Below are 18,952 nucleotides of genomic sequence, written 5' to 3'. Positions count from 1 at the left end.
TTTAAAATTGAAAATTACATCCTAGTGTATATGAACGAGCAATCGGAGTATTATCAGCAAATAGTGGATCGAGTTCATTTTTACTCTTTTTCCAAACTATCCAATTCAGGTTATTGACAAAAAGTTGGATACGCATAGCCTTGATGTATTTAGACTTTACGGCTGATGAGTAAGCCAAACTGATGTCCTGAATTCTGATGTGATCCGCCGGTTCGATTGTCGCATCCGACAACCTATAAAAATTGTCCCTCGATGCCAGTGCCGGATATTGTAATGAAGGAATATTGGTATGAAGCTCGTCCCCCGGATTCTGCCATCGCTTTTCATAGTCAGCATGAGCCGCAGCTAAGCCAGTAGACAACATCTGTGCATACAGTATTGTATTTCGACGGTATACATAGCCAAATTTACCGCTCATATTTATTAGCATTTCCACGCCCTTATAGCTCCATGAATTTCTAAAATTAGTATAGTATCGAGGTACAACACTACCATGGTAGATCAGATCCTCTAATTTCACTTTGGTGGTACTGATCAAATTCGTATAGTTTTCACTGAGTTCCCCATCAAGAAACCCCTGTGGCGCCCCAGTATTGGGATTTAATCCCGCAAAGCGGTATGAGAACATGGAATTCATTGGATAGTCAATAGCTGGCGGCACAAAAAACTCACCAGCGGTCAATGAAGTTCTCGTCCGGTTGAGTATTAACATACGATTGCTATTGAAACTTCCCAATAGGTCAGCATTCCATTTCCAATTCCTATCTATGAGCAGCGCCCGTAGTGAGAAGTCTACTCCTTTTGTTGCTAAGGTTCCGCTATTTCGTGTAAAGGAAGAGAATCCTGTTGTTCTATCTGCATCTTCATTTGCAATTAAATCGGTTGATTTCTTGTTATAGTAATCTATTGTCAACGAAATCCTATTTTTCAGAAAAACTGCATCTAAACCAATATTCCATTGTGCGACATCTTCCCAACGTAAATCAGGATTGGGCGCATTTCTCAGATTGGCATAAGGTAATCTCCCCAGTGCACTCAAAAATGAATTATAATCAATCGTAACTACGGCAGGTACAGCATTGTTTACATTTCCACTATGACCATACGATGTACGCAAGACCAGTTGATTCATCCACGGCACATGGAAGAAACTTTCTTGATTGACGATCCATTTCCCACCTATCGACCATAAAGGTTTCCAACGGTTATTGGTATTGACACCAAACAGATTTGACGCATCACGTCTTGCCGAAGCAGAAAGTGTATATCGCTTTTTGTAACTATATCCTCCATTGAAGAAAAATGAAACCATTCTATCCGCAGAGGAAGTGTACTGATCCAAAAAAGGAACCGACATATTGGAGAAAAGATTGCCGAAATTAGGAAAGAGTGTAACGTAATCTACCTGACTGGACAATTTGAGTTCATCGTTATACCCATATGATCTACCTAGATGTGAATTGTTATCAATCTTACGCCACTCTGCACCAAGCAATGACTGTATTTCATGTTTGTCTGACCAAGAATGGTTAAAATTTATCTGCATCCTGAATTGATGGCTGATGCTTTCGTCATTACGATAATCTAAAATTCCGCCCTTGGGCAAGTTATAAGCTACTGTCCCATTTTTGATCACGCTGAACCTATTAATTAGATCCCGGGTGTAAAATAAGTCTTCGGATTGATAATTTTTATTATCTTTCTGCTGTCTACCATATTGATATTTCAAGTCAAGTGAAAGCTCGTCCAAAAAACGGTATCTAGTCCCGATATCCATGATAATATTTCTACGCAATGTTTTATTATTACGCTGTTGGATTTCCTTCAAGGGATAGTAGCGCCAGTCCATCAATAATCCTTGACCAACAGTATCAATGTAGCTATACCGATAGGAATTGTCAACCGGTAAGGGCAGCCCATTATCATCAGCCAAGCGCGCATAAGGATATATGGAAGATAGCTCGCCAGGATTATTGATATTAGCTATTGCCTGGGAATATTGTAACCCCAGCTGTAATTCAATATGCTGAGATGGTTTCCACTGCTGGTTCGCCCGAATAGATAATCTATTCTGATCATTAGCTTTTAGTACATTCAGATCCTTATCCCATCCAAATGCGAGTCTATTATTCCATTTAGCCCCACCCATCTGCATCGTTATATAATGCTGTTGATTGACACCTTTCCGATACAGATAACGGTCATAATCGTTCCTTAAATCGCGTGACCGAAACTGATCTATCTGCGCCATCGCGTCAATCTCATTTACTTTGCCATTCCTCACCGCGTTCAATAGTTCCACGACTGGAGTGACTATGGGCCGCTTGGTATTATTGGAAAGATTTGCATTGAAGACTCCCTTTTCAAAAAGAAAAATTTCATTGTCTATAAATTCACCACTGCCGATTCTCGGGGAGTAGAAAAGATCCGGTTTCTCTAGGATGCCGATGTTTGAATTCCACTGCACAGTCAATGGCCGGTCCATTTTCCCCTTTTTGGTCGTTATGACCAGTACACCATTTCCAGCCCTTGCTCCCCATATAGCAGCGGCAGCAGCATCTTTTAATAGGGATACATTTTCAATATCATTCGGATTTATTGCTTCTATATCTCCTTCGAAAGGAAAGTTATCTACTATGATCAATGGCTTGGCAATTGTCGAAGTCATGGTACTGTAACCTCTTATCTGGAGATCTTTCATGTACCCCTTCCTTCGGTCAAATGTTACCCCTGCAGCTAGGCCATCCAAGCGTTCCAGTACACCGGCACCAATCTGTCTTTGATAATCTTTATGAGCTATCAGATCTACAGCACCCGTGGTCTGATATTTCGGGATCTTTTGATATCCTGTAGAGACCAATACCTCGTCCAACTCTTGGGTGACTGGATACAGCTGAATGACCCAATTATTATCCATCAGCATTGCGCTGCTAATTGTATCCGTTTTATAACCTAGTCGTCTAAATATATAACAAGATGCTAAATCGACATTTTCCAAACGTGCATGTCCCTTTTCATTGGTCATTGCTAGATATTTCCCATTACAGTTTAAGATAGATACACCTTCTAATACCGTATTTTTTTCCGCATCAAATAGCGTGATCTGTGTTGTTTGTCCTTTTCCTTTTGTTACTATTAGAAATAACCCGAATAGTAATATCATCAACCTATTCATTGAGCAATCTCCTTTCCGCTTACATAAACATATCCATCTGAAGTGAGCTTTAATGGTTTATTTGTGCTCTTGAAACTGTTTGAGGTTAACACAATCACATCCAGTTCCCGTTGTTCTAAGTTTAACTTAAGTCCCTGATTGGCAAATTCTACCTGTAGTTCTCCGAGGTCATCCAATTTATCCGGTAACCTCAAATCCAATTTACCCTGAAAGTCGGTCTCATCGATCATAAACGGAAAGTTGACCTCCAAGGATTGGTTAAAAGCATATAGTATATCCTTCATGCTATAGTTGCTCATAAAGCTCTTTGACCGCTTATCTTTCGATTTGACACGTTGTCTAAATCTCCCCTCACCAGTGCCATCTCCATCCGATAGTCCATTTCGTACCAATCGTGAATAGGTTAACCCAGATTTATTGATAGGGAGAAGCTTATGATTCGATACAGTTAGGACAATACAAGGAATTGCTCTCTTCTGATAGGAAGCTATCATTCCTGACAGGAGACTTAAATCGATCTTCATTTTGTCAAAAATAGTTGAGTCTGGTGCCAGCATTGGCGAAACAGACTCGTAAGTTACTCTCGAATATTTCCCATTGGTATCAAAAACCGACAAAAATGCCTCACTTTGTGGATCAGCTTCGATAATACGTCGTGAAGGAATGGAAGCAATATTTTGCTTACGAGGAGATTGATGGTGGATTAAGTAAGCAAAAAGACGTTTTAAACCCCAGTTAGGGAAGACCATATGCTTGATCTGGCGTAAAGAATCTACCTTTTTCTTTACTGTTACGGGAAGCGTAGAATCATACGGAAGTATAGCACTATAATAAATATCTTTTGCTTCGCCCGTTATGCTGTTTAATAAAGGGCCATCTATTGTGCTTTTTCTCGGCAGAATCGGATTGGCGTTATTATCTGCTATCATCATAGCAAGTCTGTCTGCTGTCAGCTCATCAGGGGTGGTCAGAGCCCTTACTTTTCCCTTTTTGTCGATAACGACATTGAAAGGGATCGTACTCCTTCCAAAGTATTTGGCCAGTATTGTATCGTTAACCACGGAATAGAAGGATTTATCAAGATTATTTTCTTTGAGATATTCACTCCTATCAATAAACTTTTGAATTGAAGCAGCATCTTGATGACTTATAGAAAGTATCTTAAGCTCATTTCCAAAATCTTTTTCCAGCTTAGATAAGCTTGGAAATGCGGCTATACAGGAGGTACAATATGTAGCCCAAAAGTCCAAAATAATTAGTTCACTATTCTTATAATCACGGAGCGTCATCTGTTTTGCTCCAGCGGGATGCCCTACGACATCAAGCTTCAGATCCCAAAGGACCTGTGGGATTGTATCCCCTATCTTAAGATGCTTAATGGAAAGCCCATCGGCCCCGCTGTCCTTGCGGGGCGTCTGAGCCGATAAACTAAACATAGAAACTAAAAGATATAAGATTACTAAAATTGTAATCTGTATGATTGGAACGCTCATCGTCTTATCTAAAAAAGCAATAGATCGCTTCCATCTTGTTTGTTTTGAGCTGGGATGCCTTTTCGCAATAGGCAGTTCTTTCCCAGCCTTATAAAAATTGTTCATTTTTAAGGTTCTAAAAATGGTCATAATTCACCCTTTTCCTAAGTGAATGCTCAAGATTAGGTAATTAAATAACTCGTAAAATTTTTCCGATATAGTCGTCTAAAAATTGGTTAACACAGCAGTTGATATAGATACACTGACACTGTTTCGGATGTGGTCACAATGGTGACTTCAATTTAGCACAAGTTAAGGAGGAATTCCTATAAAAATTCCATGTTCATTGATGTTCATAACTCTCTTTTTTTAGTTTATAAAAAAGCTCGAATTATGAATCTGATATAAATGAGATATCCAATAAAAAAGAGATGGACTTTCTCATTTCCCTTAGAAGGCCCTAGGAAGCCTATTGACGAAAACAAGAGAAGCCCATCTCTTCTTTGTTAAAAAACAAAGATAGAGATAAGGCTTTGATCTCCTGAATCTGCGCCAATTGAAAATTTCCTAGGTTTTCTAAGACATGATTCAGCAAACAAGCCTACTTAAAGGTAGAATAACAAGCTAATACACCTATTACCTACAATACAAATTTAACAATTAATATACAAAAATACAAATTTTACAAACCCCGTTAAAATTCATATAGAACAACAATTACTGTAAATAGCAATATGGAACAAATTACACGTCTAGCTCTCTATATTATCAATGGTAGTAAAAAACGTAGACTTATTTTAGGAATATCAGCTAAAGCTTTTGGTAGAATAATTGGCAAAAGCGAAGAATATGTACAGAATATCGAAAGTACTAGGAAAGGACATTATTCCCATATCGATTTTCCAACAATTGCAGTCGCTCTCGATTGGCAGGTACATAATCTTCTACCTCCAGATAATTCCCCCTATAGTGACGGCACACTAGTTGACAAGGTAGTTTTTAGCTTGATTAATCCATCAGACGCAGAAGAAGTAATCGTAGGAATGAAAGAGATTGGCTACTTCAACAAGAAAAAGTCATTGAAAGATATTTTTGAGTATCTCTATTTGACAGAGGATATGATTGAAAAACGCCAAGTCATAAGTGATGTTTTGGAAAAATTGACTTCGAATAGCGTTTTAAAGCTTCAAAATGGAAATTACATAGCATAATTTAAATTTTTCTTACTTTTGGATCGAGTAAATTGGCCACACCAATGGAAGAGAAAGAAGATAACCAAATTATATCAACTACAGAACACCTTAGCAGGCAAAAAGTCTCAAGAATTGATTTCGAAATTCTTGTCCGTTTCTATGAGATCTGCAAAAAGAAAAAAATATCTGAGCGGGAAGTTTCGTTTTTAATGGGAAAGGTAAACAAATACTTTTCAGAGATTCTCAATCCATTTTTTAAGGAGCATATCAAGACGGAATACTTGGATATCCTACCTGCTATTGCATCGACTGGGATTCGAAAAATTATACCAAACGATCTGGCGCCGAAAGAAACTATTGATATTCACGGCACACACCTCCATCAAAAAGACGAGCATTTAGAGTTAGATTATTATAAATTTACCGTCACCTATAAAGATGGCACAATTAGAAATTATCGTTGGAAAATAGAGGTTAAAAAAGGGGGGCGTTCAAAAGTTAATCATGAACTATTAGAGATTCTAAAAATACTAGTCTCACGCGGTTATTTTAATAAACCCAAATTCGCGCTTACAATCTATCTTCTGATCAAGAAAAACTATAAAAGTGCATTCACCCCTTTAGAGTTACAAATTGCGCTGGCGAAATTGACGAATAAAAGCACTAACCCTGAATTTGCATTGGAAGAAGGCGTTGACAATATGAGGATAACATACCAGAAGATTCTTACCGAAAGTGAAAAATTTCTGGAGCATTGTCAAGATTATAGAATTTGGATTTCGCAATATGCACCATTAGACACCCCCTCAGGCCAATTTTTCATTTGGTATGAAGACACCGACGAAAATGATAAATTGCTTATTTCTTTCGATGGCAAAGTGCTTCTCTCCTCATCGATAGAAGGTTTGCTTAGTTTACTGATGAATAACAGCGGGAATTTTAAAGCACCTGTCAATTTAGAAGCATGGTTGTCCGGTACAGGAGAACTACCTCCCATTGAAGCCATTATTTATTCTTCAAAAGAAATTATCGAAGGCTTTGAAGCAGATCCTGTCCAAGTGGACACACTCAACAATTTTGTAAACTTTTTCAATTTAGTTGGTGATCTGGGTTGCCAAGATAAAAGATTTGAAGACCTCCTCGAATTACGTGAAGCTGGAGAACTAATAAAAGTTTGGGATTACTATTGCAATAATCACCTCTTCAAAGCGAAAAAACGCAAGGACCTATCGTTTGATAAGGCGGAGTTTATTGTTGATTTCAGGGAATTGGTGGGGATGTTTGAGGTACTAATGTTGATTGTTTAGGTATTTAAGAGAAATACCCTTATAATGAAATAATTTTTATGGTGAATTTACTTGAAACCTATATACCCAATACTTGGCTAAACAATGAAATAAAATTGCTTGCCATTGATATACGATAAAAATTCCTTTTATGGTCGTTTTATGTCTTTTGAAGCAAGCCACTTCTCAATACATCACAATTATCACACATCAATTATAAACCGTTTGTTGACGAATATCAATATCCGAATATTGAAAAAGAAAATCCAGCTACAAATTTATATTATAATTCGATAAAGCGAGAAAATCCAGAAATTGATGATTTTGATATATAGATTGCTTTATGAAAAGTTCTTCTTAATGTAAGATGGTGATTGGCTTGATGAATTAAGGACCAAACATACTTCTTTTTTCTATAGAAATTTCAATTAGAAAAAAGACGCCTAACTGGCGCCTTCTACCTTTACCCCCAAGGGAAGCGCTGCTACTAAAGTATTCGGGACGCTTCAATATAATCTAAGGTAGCCAAATTCTAGCAATTTGAATTCCATAGACACTATGCCAACTTAAATCCCATTTATATTCATGAGGTTGTCTCATTAAGTTTTTAATGTCAATGTATGATTTTGTAGAAACTGGAACTCGATTATCCATCTACTCTGCAACAATACCCAATAATTTATTTTCATAAAAGGATTGCTGTGACGGGTATTGGTTTCTTGAATCAGCAGTACTATTGCATGCCCATTTGTAATTGAATACACCTTCTTGTAAATAGCTTATGGACAAGTTCGCCCCAAGCTCGTCCTGCTCTCGATTTGCAAAAAACGTGCAGGCACAGTGAAAGCACATTAACAGGTGGACTCAACGTGGACTCACTGTGCTCTGAACCTGCTTGCAGCTCGAACTTGGTAATAACATGGTCTTAACTTGGCCCCTATCAAATCCCTCTATGAGCCGAAGATCACCCGTGAATATTCCCAAGGAAACTGCTGATAAAAAATAATCTGCCAGCTTGCTCTTCAATAGTCGGATAAGCTAGTCTAACCAACGGATAGGATCACATCTATATTAACGGAGTTATATTCTACTTTCAGAATCGAATCACTCTTTAGGCAGTCATAAAGTTTCAATAGGGAGATTATTTTTTTATTTTGCGTGATCCTTAAAGTAATGCATGGAGATAGTTTGCCGTATCTGTTAGACCCGAGTTACGGAGGCTATCCAATACTTCAAATTCATTCATAGCTGGATTACGACGGTTCAGCACCATTTCTTTGAATGCCAATATTGCCTGTTCAGGATTTAAATCTATAATATCCGTCAGGAAGTCGTCTGCACTCTTGGCTGTCAATCCAAATGATGTGAGGTACTCTGCTGGAAAATCCTTTAAATTATTGGTAACAATGACGTTTGCATTCGTTTTTATTGCTGCTGCCAGTACATGACAATCTCTTGGATCTGGCAAATTCAAATGTTCAATCAGTACCTCATAGTTCTTAACTAGAGCATCTGGGAAAGCTTTATTTGCGCGCTGTATCCTTTTTTCAGCTTCTACTACCGAAACATCTTTGCGCAGCATAACATCTTTCCATTCGTCAAAAATATGTGCACTCCATTTTGGCGTATAAAGCTCATAATAGGCTAGCCAAAAAAGTAGATCACGAATGACAATGGGAAACACGACATTCGTATCTAAAACAGCCTTGAACCGAACACTATGAATCATACAAACCGGTTTCTTCATCGGCATTCATCATATCGATGATATGTTTCTTTTGTTCCTCTTTCATATTTTCCTTATATCTCAAGACATCTTCAAATCGGATACGGCGATGTTTCCCTACCTTCGTATAAGCAATTTCACCTCCCTCCAAAAGTTTAACCAGATGTGGTCTAGAGCAGCCAAGGATCTCAGCGGCCCTTTGTGTAGTTACCTCTGTAGCTACGGGAACTATAGAAATGGGCTTTCCCTCTCCCATTGCTTTTAGAATATCTCCCAAAAATCGAAGTGCTTTAAATGGTATTTTGATCCGATCATTCGTCTCTTCTATTTCGATCTCAGTATTATCGGACTGGATCTGTAATAACGCAGCCGCTAATGTAGTATAAGAAGCATTGGCTACTTTTTGCTCCGATTTCGTAGGACGTTGTATTTCTTCAAATATAGTCATGACATAAGATTTTATTCCACAAATATAAACGAAATAAACGAAACAAAAAAAATAAACAAAAATCAAACTTTATAAACATTAAACTTTTTGGAGGCGTCACAAAGATTAAAATTCATTCTCCCTACCTAAAATAACAACTCGGATTGTAATTTCCCCAAGTTTGAGGTCACGGAGAATCAGAAATAATAAAAGCACAAAAAGCGACTTCTTTCGAAATCGCTTTTTGTGTTATATTGAATTAAATGTACTATCGAGTACCGCCTGCCCACCAAACATTTTCAGTGTAGACGTACGCGCCATCACCATAAGCGGCCTGAACATTCGGGTTCGTTGTCGTATCATCGTTACCGTATGGTAAACGTAATGGAAATTTACCTGGGTTTTTCAACTCAATCAGGTTCTCACCATTTGCTTTCCAACGACGGATATCATTGTACATTTCTGTTGATTCGCCAGATGCACCAAAGAACGCTAGGTATTTTTGATTAGCAATCTCCTTTAATGGATTTGCGGCAAATAATGGTTTTACATTTTTATCAAAATAATTACCTGCATCACTTGCGGTCAACGTTGCTGAAGTTTCTGTTACTATACCGTTAGCCAATACTGTAGGCGCAACAAATGCAGCATTCACAGAGTTCTCCGAGTTCGCAATAGCCGCCGTTACTGCCGCTTTTAATATTGGCTCTACTTCTGACGAACTTTTACCTAATCTTTGCATCGCCTCTGCCTTCAAAAACAACAACTCATGATAGCTTAACAATTGAGTAGGAGCAGTTTGGGAAAAAACAAAAGTTGATGTTAAATAATGATATTTGACCTGAGTATTTTCTCCATTTGGTGCCAATAAATTATACGATGCTGCATTTGATGCGATATCATTTACTTGTGTCCACACACCAGTGTTTGAATTTTGTGGCGTAAAAAAATCACGGACCAAACGTGGATCTTTACGATCAATCATCTTATCCGCTAAACTCTTACTAGCAGCCAACCCATCTCTCGACCATTGAAAATCAAATAGTGGATTCAAATTACTTGCTCCATATTCATTAAAAGCAGCTTGTTCGCCAGCATTTTCAAACGATTTATTTACCTCAGAGATTACTAAATTTAATGCGGCAGTCTTATCTGACGTTACTTTCAGCAATCGCATCGCATATCTTGCTTTTAACCCATGGGCAAATTTCACCCATTTAGCAACATTTCCACGATACAGCAAATCCTGAGAGCCCACATTTCCAGATGCATGCGTATCACCTTTTGGCAAGTTTTCAATTGCCGCATCTAAATAAGCATTAATCTGTTTGTATAATTCTTCTTGCTTATCAAGTTTTGGATTACGGATTTCCAATGGCTTAAAACCTTCTGAATAAGGCACGTCACCAAACATATCAGTCAATAGCGCTAAATTGTATGCTGCCATCACCTGACCCATTCCCAACGTTGTATAATTCCCTTCTTGATTTCCTCCTGTCGAACATTTTTCGATAACCATACGTGCATCCTTTAGGGTTGTATAAACGTTACCCCAAGTATTATTAAAAGTAGATGCGCGTTGCGGCTCATTCTCACGATGCTCAGCATTCCACAATTGATTATCTGTTCCTACTTCATGTTCAACATAGGTAGAAAGATAAGTATTAAAATCTCCACCTACGTTTGAAAATGCAGTCCGAGTGATTACATCCGTCAAGATAAACTTCGCCTGTACATCACTTGGTTTGTTCACATTCTCATTGATCTTGTCCATTGCATCCTCAGAACAAGCCGTAAAGATTATCGGTGAAGCCAAAGCGCCTAAGGCCAATAATCCAACTATATTTAATTTTAATTTCATGATACTAAATTCTAGAATTTAACATTAACACCTAAACCATAGCTCGATGTTCCCGGAAGCGAGAAACGCTCAAAAGCTCCCGACATATTGGTATTACCTTGTGAAACCTCCGGATCAAACCCTTTCAGCTCAGACCATAAAATGATGTTACGTGCAAATGCATTTACGTCAACTTTGATCTTTGAGTTTTGATATACAGGATATCCCACAGCAATCTCACGCAATTTCACAAATGAAGTTCCTCGGATACCAGCCTCAGAAATATTGCTCAGACGGTTAAAGTAATCATAAGTAGATACGTTATTTACTTTTCCATTTGCATCAAAAGTAGGATTTGCGTCAATCATGATATCATTTGGTGCATACTGTCTTGGAGCGACTTCTTTAACAGCAGCTTCTTCAAATAAGAATCCATTTCCATCACGAAAATCAGCCGTTTTCTGTGTTACACCGTATACATTTAGGGTGTTTGAAGTACCGTGATACATTTGTCCACCTTGTTTCCAATCCAATACCGCCGAAAGTCTTATTTTTTTGTATTCAAAGTTGGTATTGAAACCTAGGTTGAAATCTGGGGAGACGCTACCGATTACTTTCTCTTCACCAGCTAAAGGTAGACCGTCTTTATCTACAATAATTTGACCGGCATCATTTCTTAAATAAGAAACACCATAAATTACAGGGAATTTATATCCGATACCCGCACGAACCTGTGGCTCAACGAACCCCCCCATGAAGATACTGTTTACACCTTCTTTCAACTCATCAACATAGTTGTCAATTTTAGTAAAGTTAAATGCAAAATCCCATTTGAAATCTCCTGAACGATATGGCGCAACAGCCAATGTCAACTCATGCGAATTCGTATGAATCTTACCACCATTCGTTACTAAACTGGAGTAACCGGTAGAAGCAGCCAACGGCACTTCAAAAATTTGATCCTTTACATTCTGACGGGAGAAGGTATAGTTCAAATTAATTAAACCGTTCCAGAATGTCAAATCAGTACCCAATTCAAACGCCTGTGTATTTTGCGGTTTCAAATTTGGATCGTAAACAATTGGATATGAAGTGTAAGAAGTAACACCATCACTGTTAATTGGGTAAAGGATAGGTGTACCGCTTGAGAAACCACCACCGTAAGTAGGTTTGTCAAAATAATTCTCATAATAATCACCTGCTTGCCCAACTTCAGCATACGAGGCCCTCAACTTACCCATAGTCAGCACCGAATTTTTCACTGCATCTAATTCTGTAAATACGAAGCCTGCTGAGACAGATGGATAGAAGAATGAACGGTTATTTCTAGGCATAGAAGAAACAATATCATTACGACCTGTTGCATTTAAGAACAACATGTTTCTGTAAGCCAAGGCTAAGCTACCAAAAGTACCAAATGTGCGTGTATGACGTAAGGTTTGTTCAGCAGTTACGGTAGAAGCATTGTTGATATTATCCCATCCCGGAAAATTAAAATTCATTCCATAACCGTAATCTCTTCTTCTGTTGCGGTTTACAATCTCGTTACCAACCATGGCATCAAATACCAAATCATCATTGATCTTCCAGTTGTATGCTGCCGTACCTAAAGAGTTCCACTCAGTAACAGAAAAATGATAGTTTTCTACTTCCCCTTTACCATTAGCATGACCGTATCCCCAAAGGTCGGTATAATTAGAAGTATAGGAGTCAACCCCAGCTTGATACTTCAATGTTAATTTTTGGTTTTCGCCCAAATTAGTCGCATATTGACCAAATCCATTACCAAAGAAACGTTGTGTATCTTCCGTAAATTTGTTATGTTCTGTAGCCCAATAAACTCCATCAAAACCAGTTGTACCACGATATGTATTTTGTTTGGTCGGATTGTTCAAATAAGAACTAGGAATACCCTTTAAATCATAAGAAGCAGGTGCTCCATATAAAGTAGCAATAATCCCGTTATTTGCACCGGTTTGTTTTGAGATATGAGAATTCACATAGTTACCAGTAAAACCAGTTGTCCATTTTTCTGACAATTTAGCCTCACCTGATAATTTAGCCGTGTACCGATCCATACCTGTTGAAGGAACAATACCATTAGCATTAGTAGCTCCCAAAGACATCGCATAACTGCCTTTCTCAAACCCTTGTACAATATTGAAGGAATTGTTGAATGTATTGCCTACATTAAAGAAGTCTTTCGCATTGTTGTAAACTTGAGGCGTAGCCCAAGGGTCTAAGCCTGCATTAGCACGTTGTGGTACATAATACATTCCCTCATGTTTTCCATATTGCTTGGTATAACTGTTATCAACATTTCCACCATAAATAGCATCATTTGCTAATTCAGGAATCTTTGGCCCCCAAGACATTGATGATAAATAACCAGTATTAGCACCATATTTACCATTGACCCCTTGAGCGTATGTCGTTTGAAAATCCGGAAGAACGGATACTTTGTCAAAAGAAACATTAGAATTATAGGATATCTGTGGTTTACCTTGTTTTCCTTTGCCGCTCTTCGTTGTAATAATGATTACCCCATTTGAAGCCCGCATACCATACAATGCAGATGCTGCTTGTCCTTTCAAGATGTTGATACTTTCGATATCGTTTGGATCAATGTCCAAACCTCTGGAAGAATAATCTGCTCCAGAAACAGAATTACCAGTTGATACATCAGAAGTAGATGAAATAGGTAATCCATCAACAACATATAATGGCGAGTTGTTTCCTGTAAATGAACGTGCACCACGGATTGTAATATTAGCAGATGCCCCCGGCATACCCGAGGAAGGTGTCACCTGAACCCCCGATACTTTACCTTGCAATGCCGTCGCTAGATTACTATTAGCTGCTTCAGTCAGTTTTTCTCCTTTGACTTCTTGTGTAGCATAACTCAAAGCACGTTTTTGACGCGATTGACCCATACCAGTCACAACAACCTCTTCCAGTGCATTATCGTGGTTCTCTAAAGAGACGTTGAACACAGTGCTGTTGTTGTTAACAATAATGGTTTTATCATCAAAACCAACTGAACGGAAGACAACAACTTTGCCTGCAGGTACATTCAATGAATAATTACCACTTGCATCTGTTTGCGTCGCCTGATTAGTTCCTTGTACAACCACTGTAACCCCTGGTAACCCCTTACCATCAGCAGATGTAACACGACCACTAATCTTCTTTTCTTGAGCGAATGCAACCGAAGTCAGAATCATTCCGCCAACAAGAAAACTTAGTAATGTTTGTTTCATGTTTTAGTTAGTTAATTTTATTATTTTTCTAATCCTATATATTGATATAAACTATATCCGTTAACATAACTGTCTAAACAGACATTGTTTAGACAATAAACAACAATACGCAAAATAGCGTACCGCCATTCATGGGATAACAGTTGAAAATATTATTGGGAAAGCGGGCTCTAGGTAGATGTAGAGTCAGTCCTTAGATAAATATCCAGCTGTAAATTTGCTCTTTTCAGCATTTACAGTATATAATAGTTAGTGCGATTTTTATTAGCGGTTTCAAATATAGAAAGCCTAAGTTGCTTTTACAAGTTTTTTAACATTCACTCGTAAAAACAAAAAATACCGCAACAAAGGCAGCAGTATCTTGCAAATTCAAACACAAGATTCATTTTAGAATAAAAACAATGCAAACATGCTATAAACAGAATTTTATACGGAATCAATTATATTTAACAAAACATTAACAATGTATTAAGAAATCATTAACACAAATATTTTCATATTTTTTGCAGGCAAAAAAAAGACAATTTATAACGATTCTAAAGTTGTTTTAAATCGAGTTATTTCAAAAAAGAGACTCTACCTGCTTAGGTAGAGTCTCTTTTTGTTATTTAATTCGTTCGACTAGTCGATATATTCGAATTTGGTATAAGGTACCAAAACTGATGGTATCCGGATACCTTTGTCCGTTTGATTATTCTCCAAAATCGCAGCGACAATACGTGGCAGCGCTAAGGCTGAACCATTTAATGTATGGGCTAATTGCATTTTTCCATCTGAATTTTTGAAACGCACTTTCAGGCGATTGGCTTGATAGGTTTCAAAATTGGAAACAGAAGATACTTCCAACCAACGTTTTTGCGCAGAACTATACACCTCCATGTCATAGGTCAACGCAGAAGTGAAGCTCATATCGCCTCCACATAAACGCAACACCCGATAAGGCAGTCCCAATTGTTGAAGCAAGCCTTGTACATACAGGCTCATTTCCTCCAACACCGCATACGATTTTTCCGGATGAACAATTTGCACAGTCTCTACTTTATCAAACTGGTGCAGACGGTTCAAACCGCGCACATGGGCACCATAGGAACCTGCCTCGCGGCGGAAGCATGGTGTATAAGCACAATGCTTAATCGGAAACTGGGCTTCCTTGACAATCACATCTCTGTAAATATTGGTTACTGGCACCTCTGCCGTAGGGATCAAGTATAGATTATCATTGTTGACATAATACATCTGTCCTTCCTTGTCGGGCAACTGCCCAGTAGCAAAAGCGGATTCCTCGTTAACCAAAATGGGCACCTGTACCTCTTCATACCCTTGTTCGGCTGCCTGATCCAAAAAGAAATTGATCAATGCGCGCTGCAATTTTGCGCCTTTGCCTTTATAAATCGGAAATCCTGCTCCGGCAACTTTTACACCGAGCTCCAGATCCACGATATCATATTTGTTTAACAATTCCCAATGTGGTAACGCATCTTCTGATAAAGCGGGAATCTCCCCGTTGGTTAAAACCACCTCATTGTCATCAGCACTTACACCTGCAGGAACAGATTGATGCGGTAAATTAGGCAATTGTACAATCTTATCATTCAACTCGATTTCGATTGCTCCTAATTTATCCAGCAGTTGCTTCACCTGCTCTTTATATCCGGACGATTGGGATTTAACGGCTTCAGCTTCTTCTTTTTTTCCTTGGCGCATCAGATCTCCAATCTGTTTCGCTGCCGCATTAGCTTCGCCCGAAAGTGCGTCCGATTCCGCTTGGATCTTACGGCGGTCTTCATCCAAACTGATGATTTCGTCGACCAATCCAATTTCCTTGAAATGCTTGACAGCCAATCTTTCGATAACCGTATCCCTGTTTTCACGGATATAATTTAATTGCAACATAATATAAATGTGTTATTTAAAAAATAGTGAACAAAGATAGTGAAAATTGCCGCTTTTTGGCAATAATTACAGTGATTATCCACCACACATCTTATACTATCGTAACTTCTTTACATAAATAGACATCCTGGATCGCATGGAGCAATTCCACACCTTCCTGCATCGGCTTTTGGAAAGCCTTCCGGCCCGATATCAAGCCTGTCCCACCGGCTCTCTTATTGATCACAGCGGTTTTCACGGCTTCTTGTATATCATTCTGCCCGGACGCCCCGCCCGAATTGATCAATCCTGCCCTACCGGCGAAACAGTTGAGCACCTGGTAGCGACAAAGATCAATCGGATGATCCGACGATAACTGCGTATACATCCGTTCATCTAATTTACCGTAGCTACTCTTCCCCATATTAAGGGCTTTAAAGCCACCGTTCAGCTCGGGAAGCTTTTGTTTAATGATATCCGCTTTGATCGTCACACCAAGATGGTTGGCTTGACCAGTCAAATCTGCTGCCAGATGATAGTCCTTGTCTCCTGTTTTAAATGCTGAATTTCGCAAATAGCACCATAATACAGTAGCCATACCAAGTGAATGTGCTTCTTCAAATGCTTTTGCGACCTCGATAATCTGTCGGTCAGATTCCTCTGAACCGAAATAAATAGTCGCTCCAACGGCTACCGCCCCCATATTCCAGGCTTCGCGTATCGTTCCGTACAGGATTTGATCAGCACGATTGGGATAGGTCAACAATTCGTTATGATTGATTTTGACCAAGAAAGGAATCTTGTGCGCATATTTCCGCGATACCGCGCCCAATACGCCAAAAGTCGAGGCTACCGCGTTACAGTTGCCCTCCAATGCTAATTTCACGATATTCTCCGGATCAAAATACTGCGGGTTAGGCGCAAAGGAAGCTCCGGCACTGTGTTCTATTCCCTGATCTACCGGCAATATGGACAGATATCCTGTATTGGCTAACCGACCGGTTCCAAAAAGCTGCCCTAAACTGCGTAAAACCTGTGGTGTGCGGTCACTGCTACCATATACCTGATCGATAAATGTCCCTCCGGGAAGATGGAGCATCGTTTTAGAAACCGCAGGTTTGTCAAACGCTAATAGATAATCTGCTTCTCCAGCAAGATGTGCTTGTATTTTTTCAATGTATTGCATAATTTATACGTGCATTTATATTAGAAAATAACTCCAAAAGAGGCAGAATGTTTTAGCACATATTATATAGTAAAAAAAACTTAACTTTGACCATGTTATATTTAGTTCCAACACCTATTGGCAATCTGGAAGACATGACCTTTCGTGCAGTCAATATTCTGAAAGAAGTAGACATCATCTTAGCAGAGGATACAAGGACAAGTGCTCCCCTTTTAAAGCATTTTGGGATAGATAAAAAGGTCTTTGCGCACCATCAGCATAACGAACATAAAGCGGTTTCTGAAATCATCAAATTTCTGAAAGAAGGGCAAAACATCGCCCTCATTTCAGATGCTGGGACACCAGCGATCTCCGATCCCGGTTTTTTATTGGTCCGGGCGGCTATCAAAGAGGGACTAGAGGTACAATGCCTACCCGGTGCCACCGCTTTTGTTCCGGCATTGGTCAACTCAGGCCTACCTAATGACCGCTTCTGCTTTGAAGGTTTTCTTCCTGTGAAAAAGGGACGCCAAACGCGATTAAAGGCTTTGGCGGAAGAAAAAAGAACAATGATTTTCTATGAATCACCACACCGTATCCTCAAGACAATAGAAGAGTTTATTACTGTTTTCGGAGCAGAAAGGCAAGCCTCTATCTCCAGGGAATTAAGTAAGCTGTACGAGGAAAATGTCCGCGGAACATTAACTGATTTAAAATTACACTTTGAAAACAATCCAATTAAAGGAGAATTTGTATTTTGTGTAGGTGGATTGGAATAAATTTTGACAATCTTTGATTACTAAAACGTATTTGACATGAACATGGAACAATTTGCACAGGACGGACAGGATATAAAAATCATTGAAAAATTGATTACTAAGGTCCAGGACATGCTTACTCCAGGAGAAAAAATAGATTATATCGCCGTACAGAAAAAACCGGCGGTAACAATTTTACCGGACAGTATCACCATCAGCAACAAGCGCATTTTTATGTGCGAATTTACGAAATTGGGGCTAGCGACGGATTTTGAAATTTTCGGCTGGCAGGATATTAAGGATATTGCCTTCAAAGAGGAAATCTTTGGTTCGAAAGTCACTGTCATTCCTTTTACCGGAGAGAATTTAAGTATTGACTACATTCCAAAAGTTCAGGCAAGGAAACTTTACCAATATATCAAGGCTGCTCTTGAAAACTATAAAAAAGCTGAGTTGGCCGCTGAAAAGGAAAAGATCGTCATTGCGCCAAGCAGTTCCCGGGAGACCGTTGTTGAGAAGGCTGAACCCAGCCAGCAAGCTCCAGCTCCGACGGCAACACCGGCACCGGTCATTACTCCTCCGTCCCCCGCGGTACAACCTGCGGCATCTGCTCCGGTTACACCGCCGGCGGCTCCCGTTCCGGTTGCTCCGATAGTAGAGGAGGAAGATGATGAAATTACATTAAAACTGAAAAAACTAAAAACACTCTTCGACAAGCAATTGATCACTCAGGACGAATACGAGCAAAAGAAAAGAGAAGTTTTATCCAGTTTATAAA

At 39.0% G+C, this 18,952-nt stretch carries 12 protein-coding genes; 4 read left to right on the top strand and 8 right to left on the bottom strand.

All coding sequences use genetic code 11. From position 1 onward, the window contains the following. Position 1 precedes the first annotated feature (1 nt). Together B4G94_RS19185 and B4G94_RS19180 are read right to left on the bottom strand one after the other, a co-directional pair. A complete protein-coding gene (locus B4G94_RS19185; protein WP_286861076.1) occupies positions 2 to 3,163 on the bottom strand; it encodes a SusC/RagA family TonB-linked outer membrane protein in 3,162 nt (1,053 codons plus the stop codon). Positions 3,164 to 3,171: 8 nt separating this feature from the next. After that, positions 3,172 to 4,773 carry a TlpA family protein disulfide reductase gene (locus B4G94_RS19180; RefSeq protein ID WP_286861074.1) on the bottom strand — a complete coding sequence of 534 codons (1,602 nt, stop codon included), beginning with the start codon at positions 4,771 to 4,773 and terminating at the stop codon, positions 3,172 to 3,174. 608 nt (positions 4,774 to 5,381) lie between these two features. Between B4G94_RS19180 and B4G94_RS19175 the strand changes: the two genes are divergently transcribed. Both B4G94_RS19175 and B4G94_RS19170 read left to right on the top strand, forming a co-directional pair. Further along, positions 5,382 to 5,858, top strand: coding sequence for a hypothetical protein (locus B4G94_RS19175; RefSeq protein ID WP_286861071.1), 477 nt, complete (start codon positions 5,382 to 5,384; stop codon positions 5,856 to 5,858). A 44-nt stretch (positions 5,859 to 5,902) separates the two neighbouring features. Further along, positions 5,903 to 7,147 carry a hypothetical protein gene (locus B4G94_RS19170; protein WP_286861068.1) on the top strand — a complete coding sequence of 415 codons (1,245 nt, stop codon included), beginning with the start codon at positions 5,903 to 5,905 and terminating at the stop codon, positions 7,145 to 7,147. A 1,144-nt stretch (positions 7,148 to 8,291) separates the two neighbouring features. On the opposite strand, the gene B4G94_RS19165 is transcribed toward B4G94_RS19170, so the two are convergent. The 6 genes from B4G94_RS19165 to B4G94_RS19140 all read right to left on the bottom strand — a co-directional run bounded on the left by B4G94_RS19165 (position 8,292) and on the right by B4G94_RS19140 (position 17,437). Next, positions 8,292 to 8,855, bottom strand: coding sequence for a PIN domain-containing protein (locus tag B4G94_RS19165; RefSeq protein ID WP_286861066.1), 564 nt, complete (start codon positions 8,853 to 8,855; stop codon positions 8,292 to 8,294). Next, positions 8,845 to 9,300 carry a helix-turn-helix domain-containing protein gene (locus B4G94_RS19160; protein WP_108636543.1) on the bottom strand — a complete coding sequence of 152 codons (456 nt, stop codon included), beginning with the start codon at positions 9,298 to 9,300 and terminating at the stop codon, positions 8,845 to 8,847. The genes B4G94_RS19165 and B4G94_RS19160 overlap by 11 nt, the downstream gene beginning before the upstream one ends. A gap of 247 nt (positions 9,301 to 9,547) precedes the next feature. Next, entirely contained in the window at positions 9,548 to 11,140 is a 1,593-nt protein-coding gene (locus B4G94_RS19155; RefSeq protein WP_286861063.1) for a SusD/RagB family nutrient-binding outer membrane lipoprotein, read from the bottom strand. 11 nt (positions 11,141 to 11,151) lie between these two features. After that, positions 11,152 to 14,379, bottom strand: a complete 3,228-nt coding sequence (locus B4G94_RS19150) for a SusC/RagA family TonB-linked outer membrane protein (protein WP_286861062.1) — start codon at positions 14,377 to 14,379, stop codon at positions 11,152 to 11,154. Positions 14,380 to 15,000: 621 nt separating this feature from the next. Continuing rightward, positions 15,001 to 16,272 (bottom strand): serine--tRNA ligase, encoded by a 1,272-nt coding sequence (gene serS / locus B4G94_RS19145; RefSeq protein ID WP_286861061.1) that lies wholly within the window; start codon positions 16,270 to 16,272, stop codon positions 15,001 to 15,003. A gap of 91 nt (positions 16,273 to 16,363) precedes the next feature. Next, positions 16,364 to 17,437 (bottom strand): class I fructose-bisphosphate aldolase, encoded by a 1,074-nt coding sequence (locus tag B4G94_RS19140; RefSeq protein ID WP_286861059.1) that lies wholly within the window; start codon positions 17,435 to 17,437, stop codon positions 16,364 to 16,366. Positions 17,438 to 17,529: 92 nt separating this feature from the next. On the opposite strand from B4G94_RS19140, the gene rsmI reads away from it, so the two are divergent. Then, a complete protein-coding gene (rsmI, locus tag B4G94_RS19135; protein WP_104384296.1) occupies positions 17,530 to 18,195 on the top strand; it encodes a 16S rRNA (cytidine(1402)-2'-O)-methyltransferase in 666 nt (221 codons plus the stop codon). 36 nt (positions 18,196 to 18,231) lie between these two features. Next, positions 18,232 to 18,951 (top strand): PH domain-containing protein, encoded by a 720-nt coding sequence (locus B4G94_RS19130; RefSeq protein WP_286861055.1) that lies wholly within the window; start codon positions 18,232 to 18,234, stop codon positions 18,949 to 18,951. The last annotated feature ends 1 nt before the right edge of the window (position 18,952 follow it).

The organism is Sphingobacterium sp. UBA7625 (assembly GCF_002484085.1).
In the GTDB taxonomy this organism is placed as follows: Bacteria; Bacteroidota; Bacteroidia; order Sphingobacteriales; family Sphingobacteriaceae; genus Sphingobacterium; species Sphingobacterium athyrii.
This window is presented reverse-complemented; position numbering and strand designations above follow the sequence as displayed.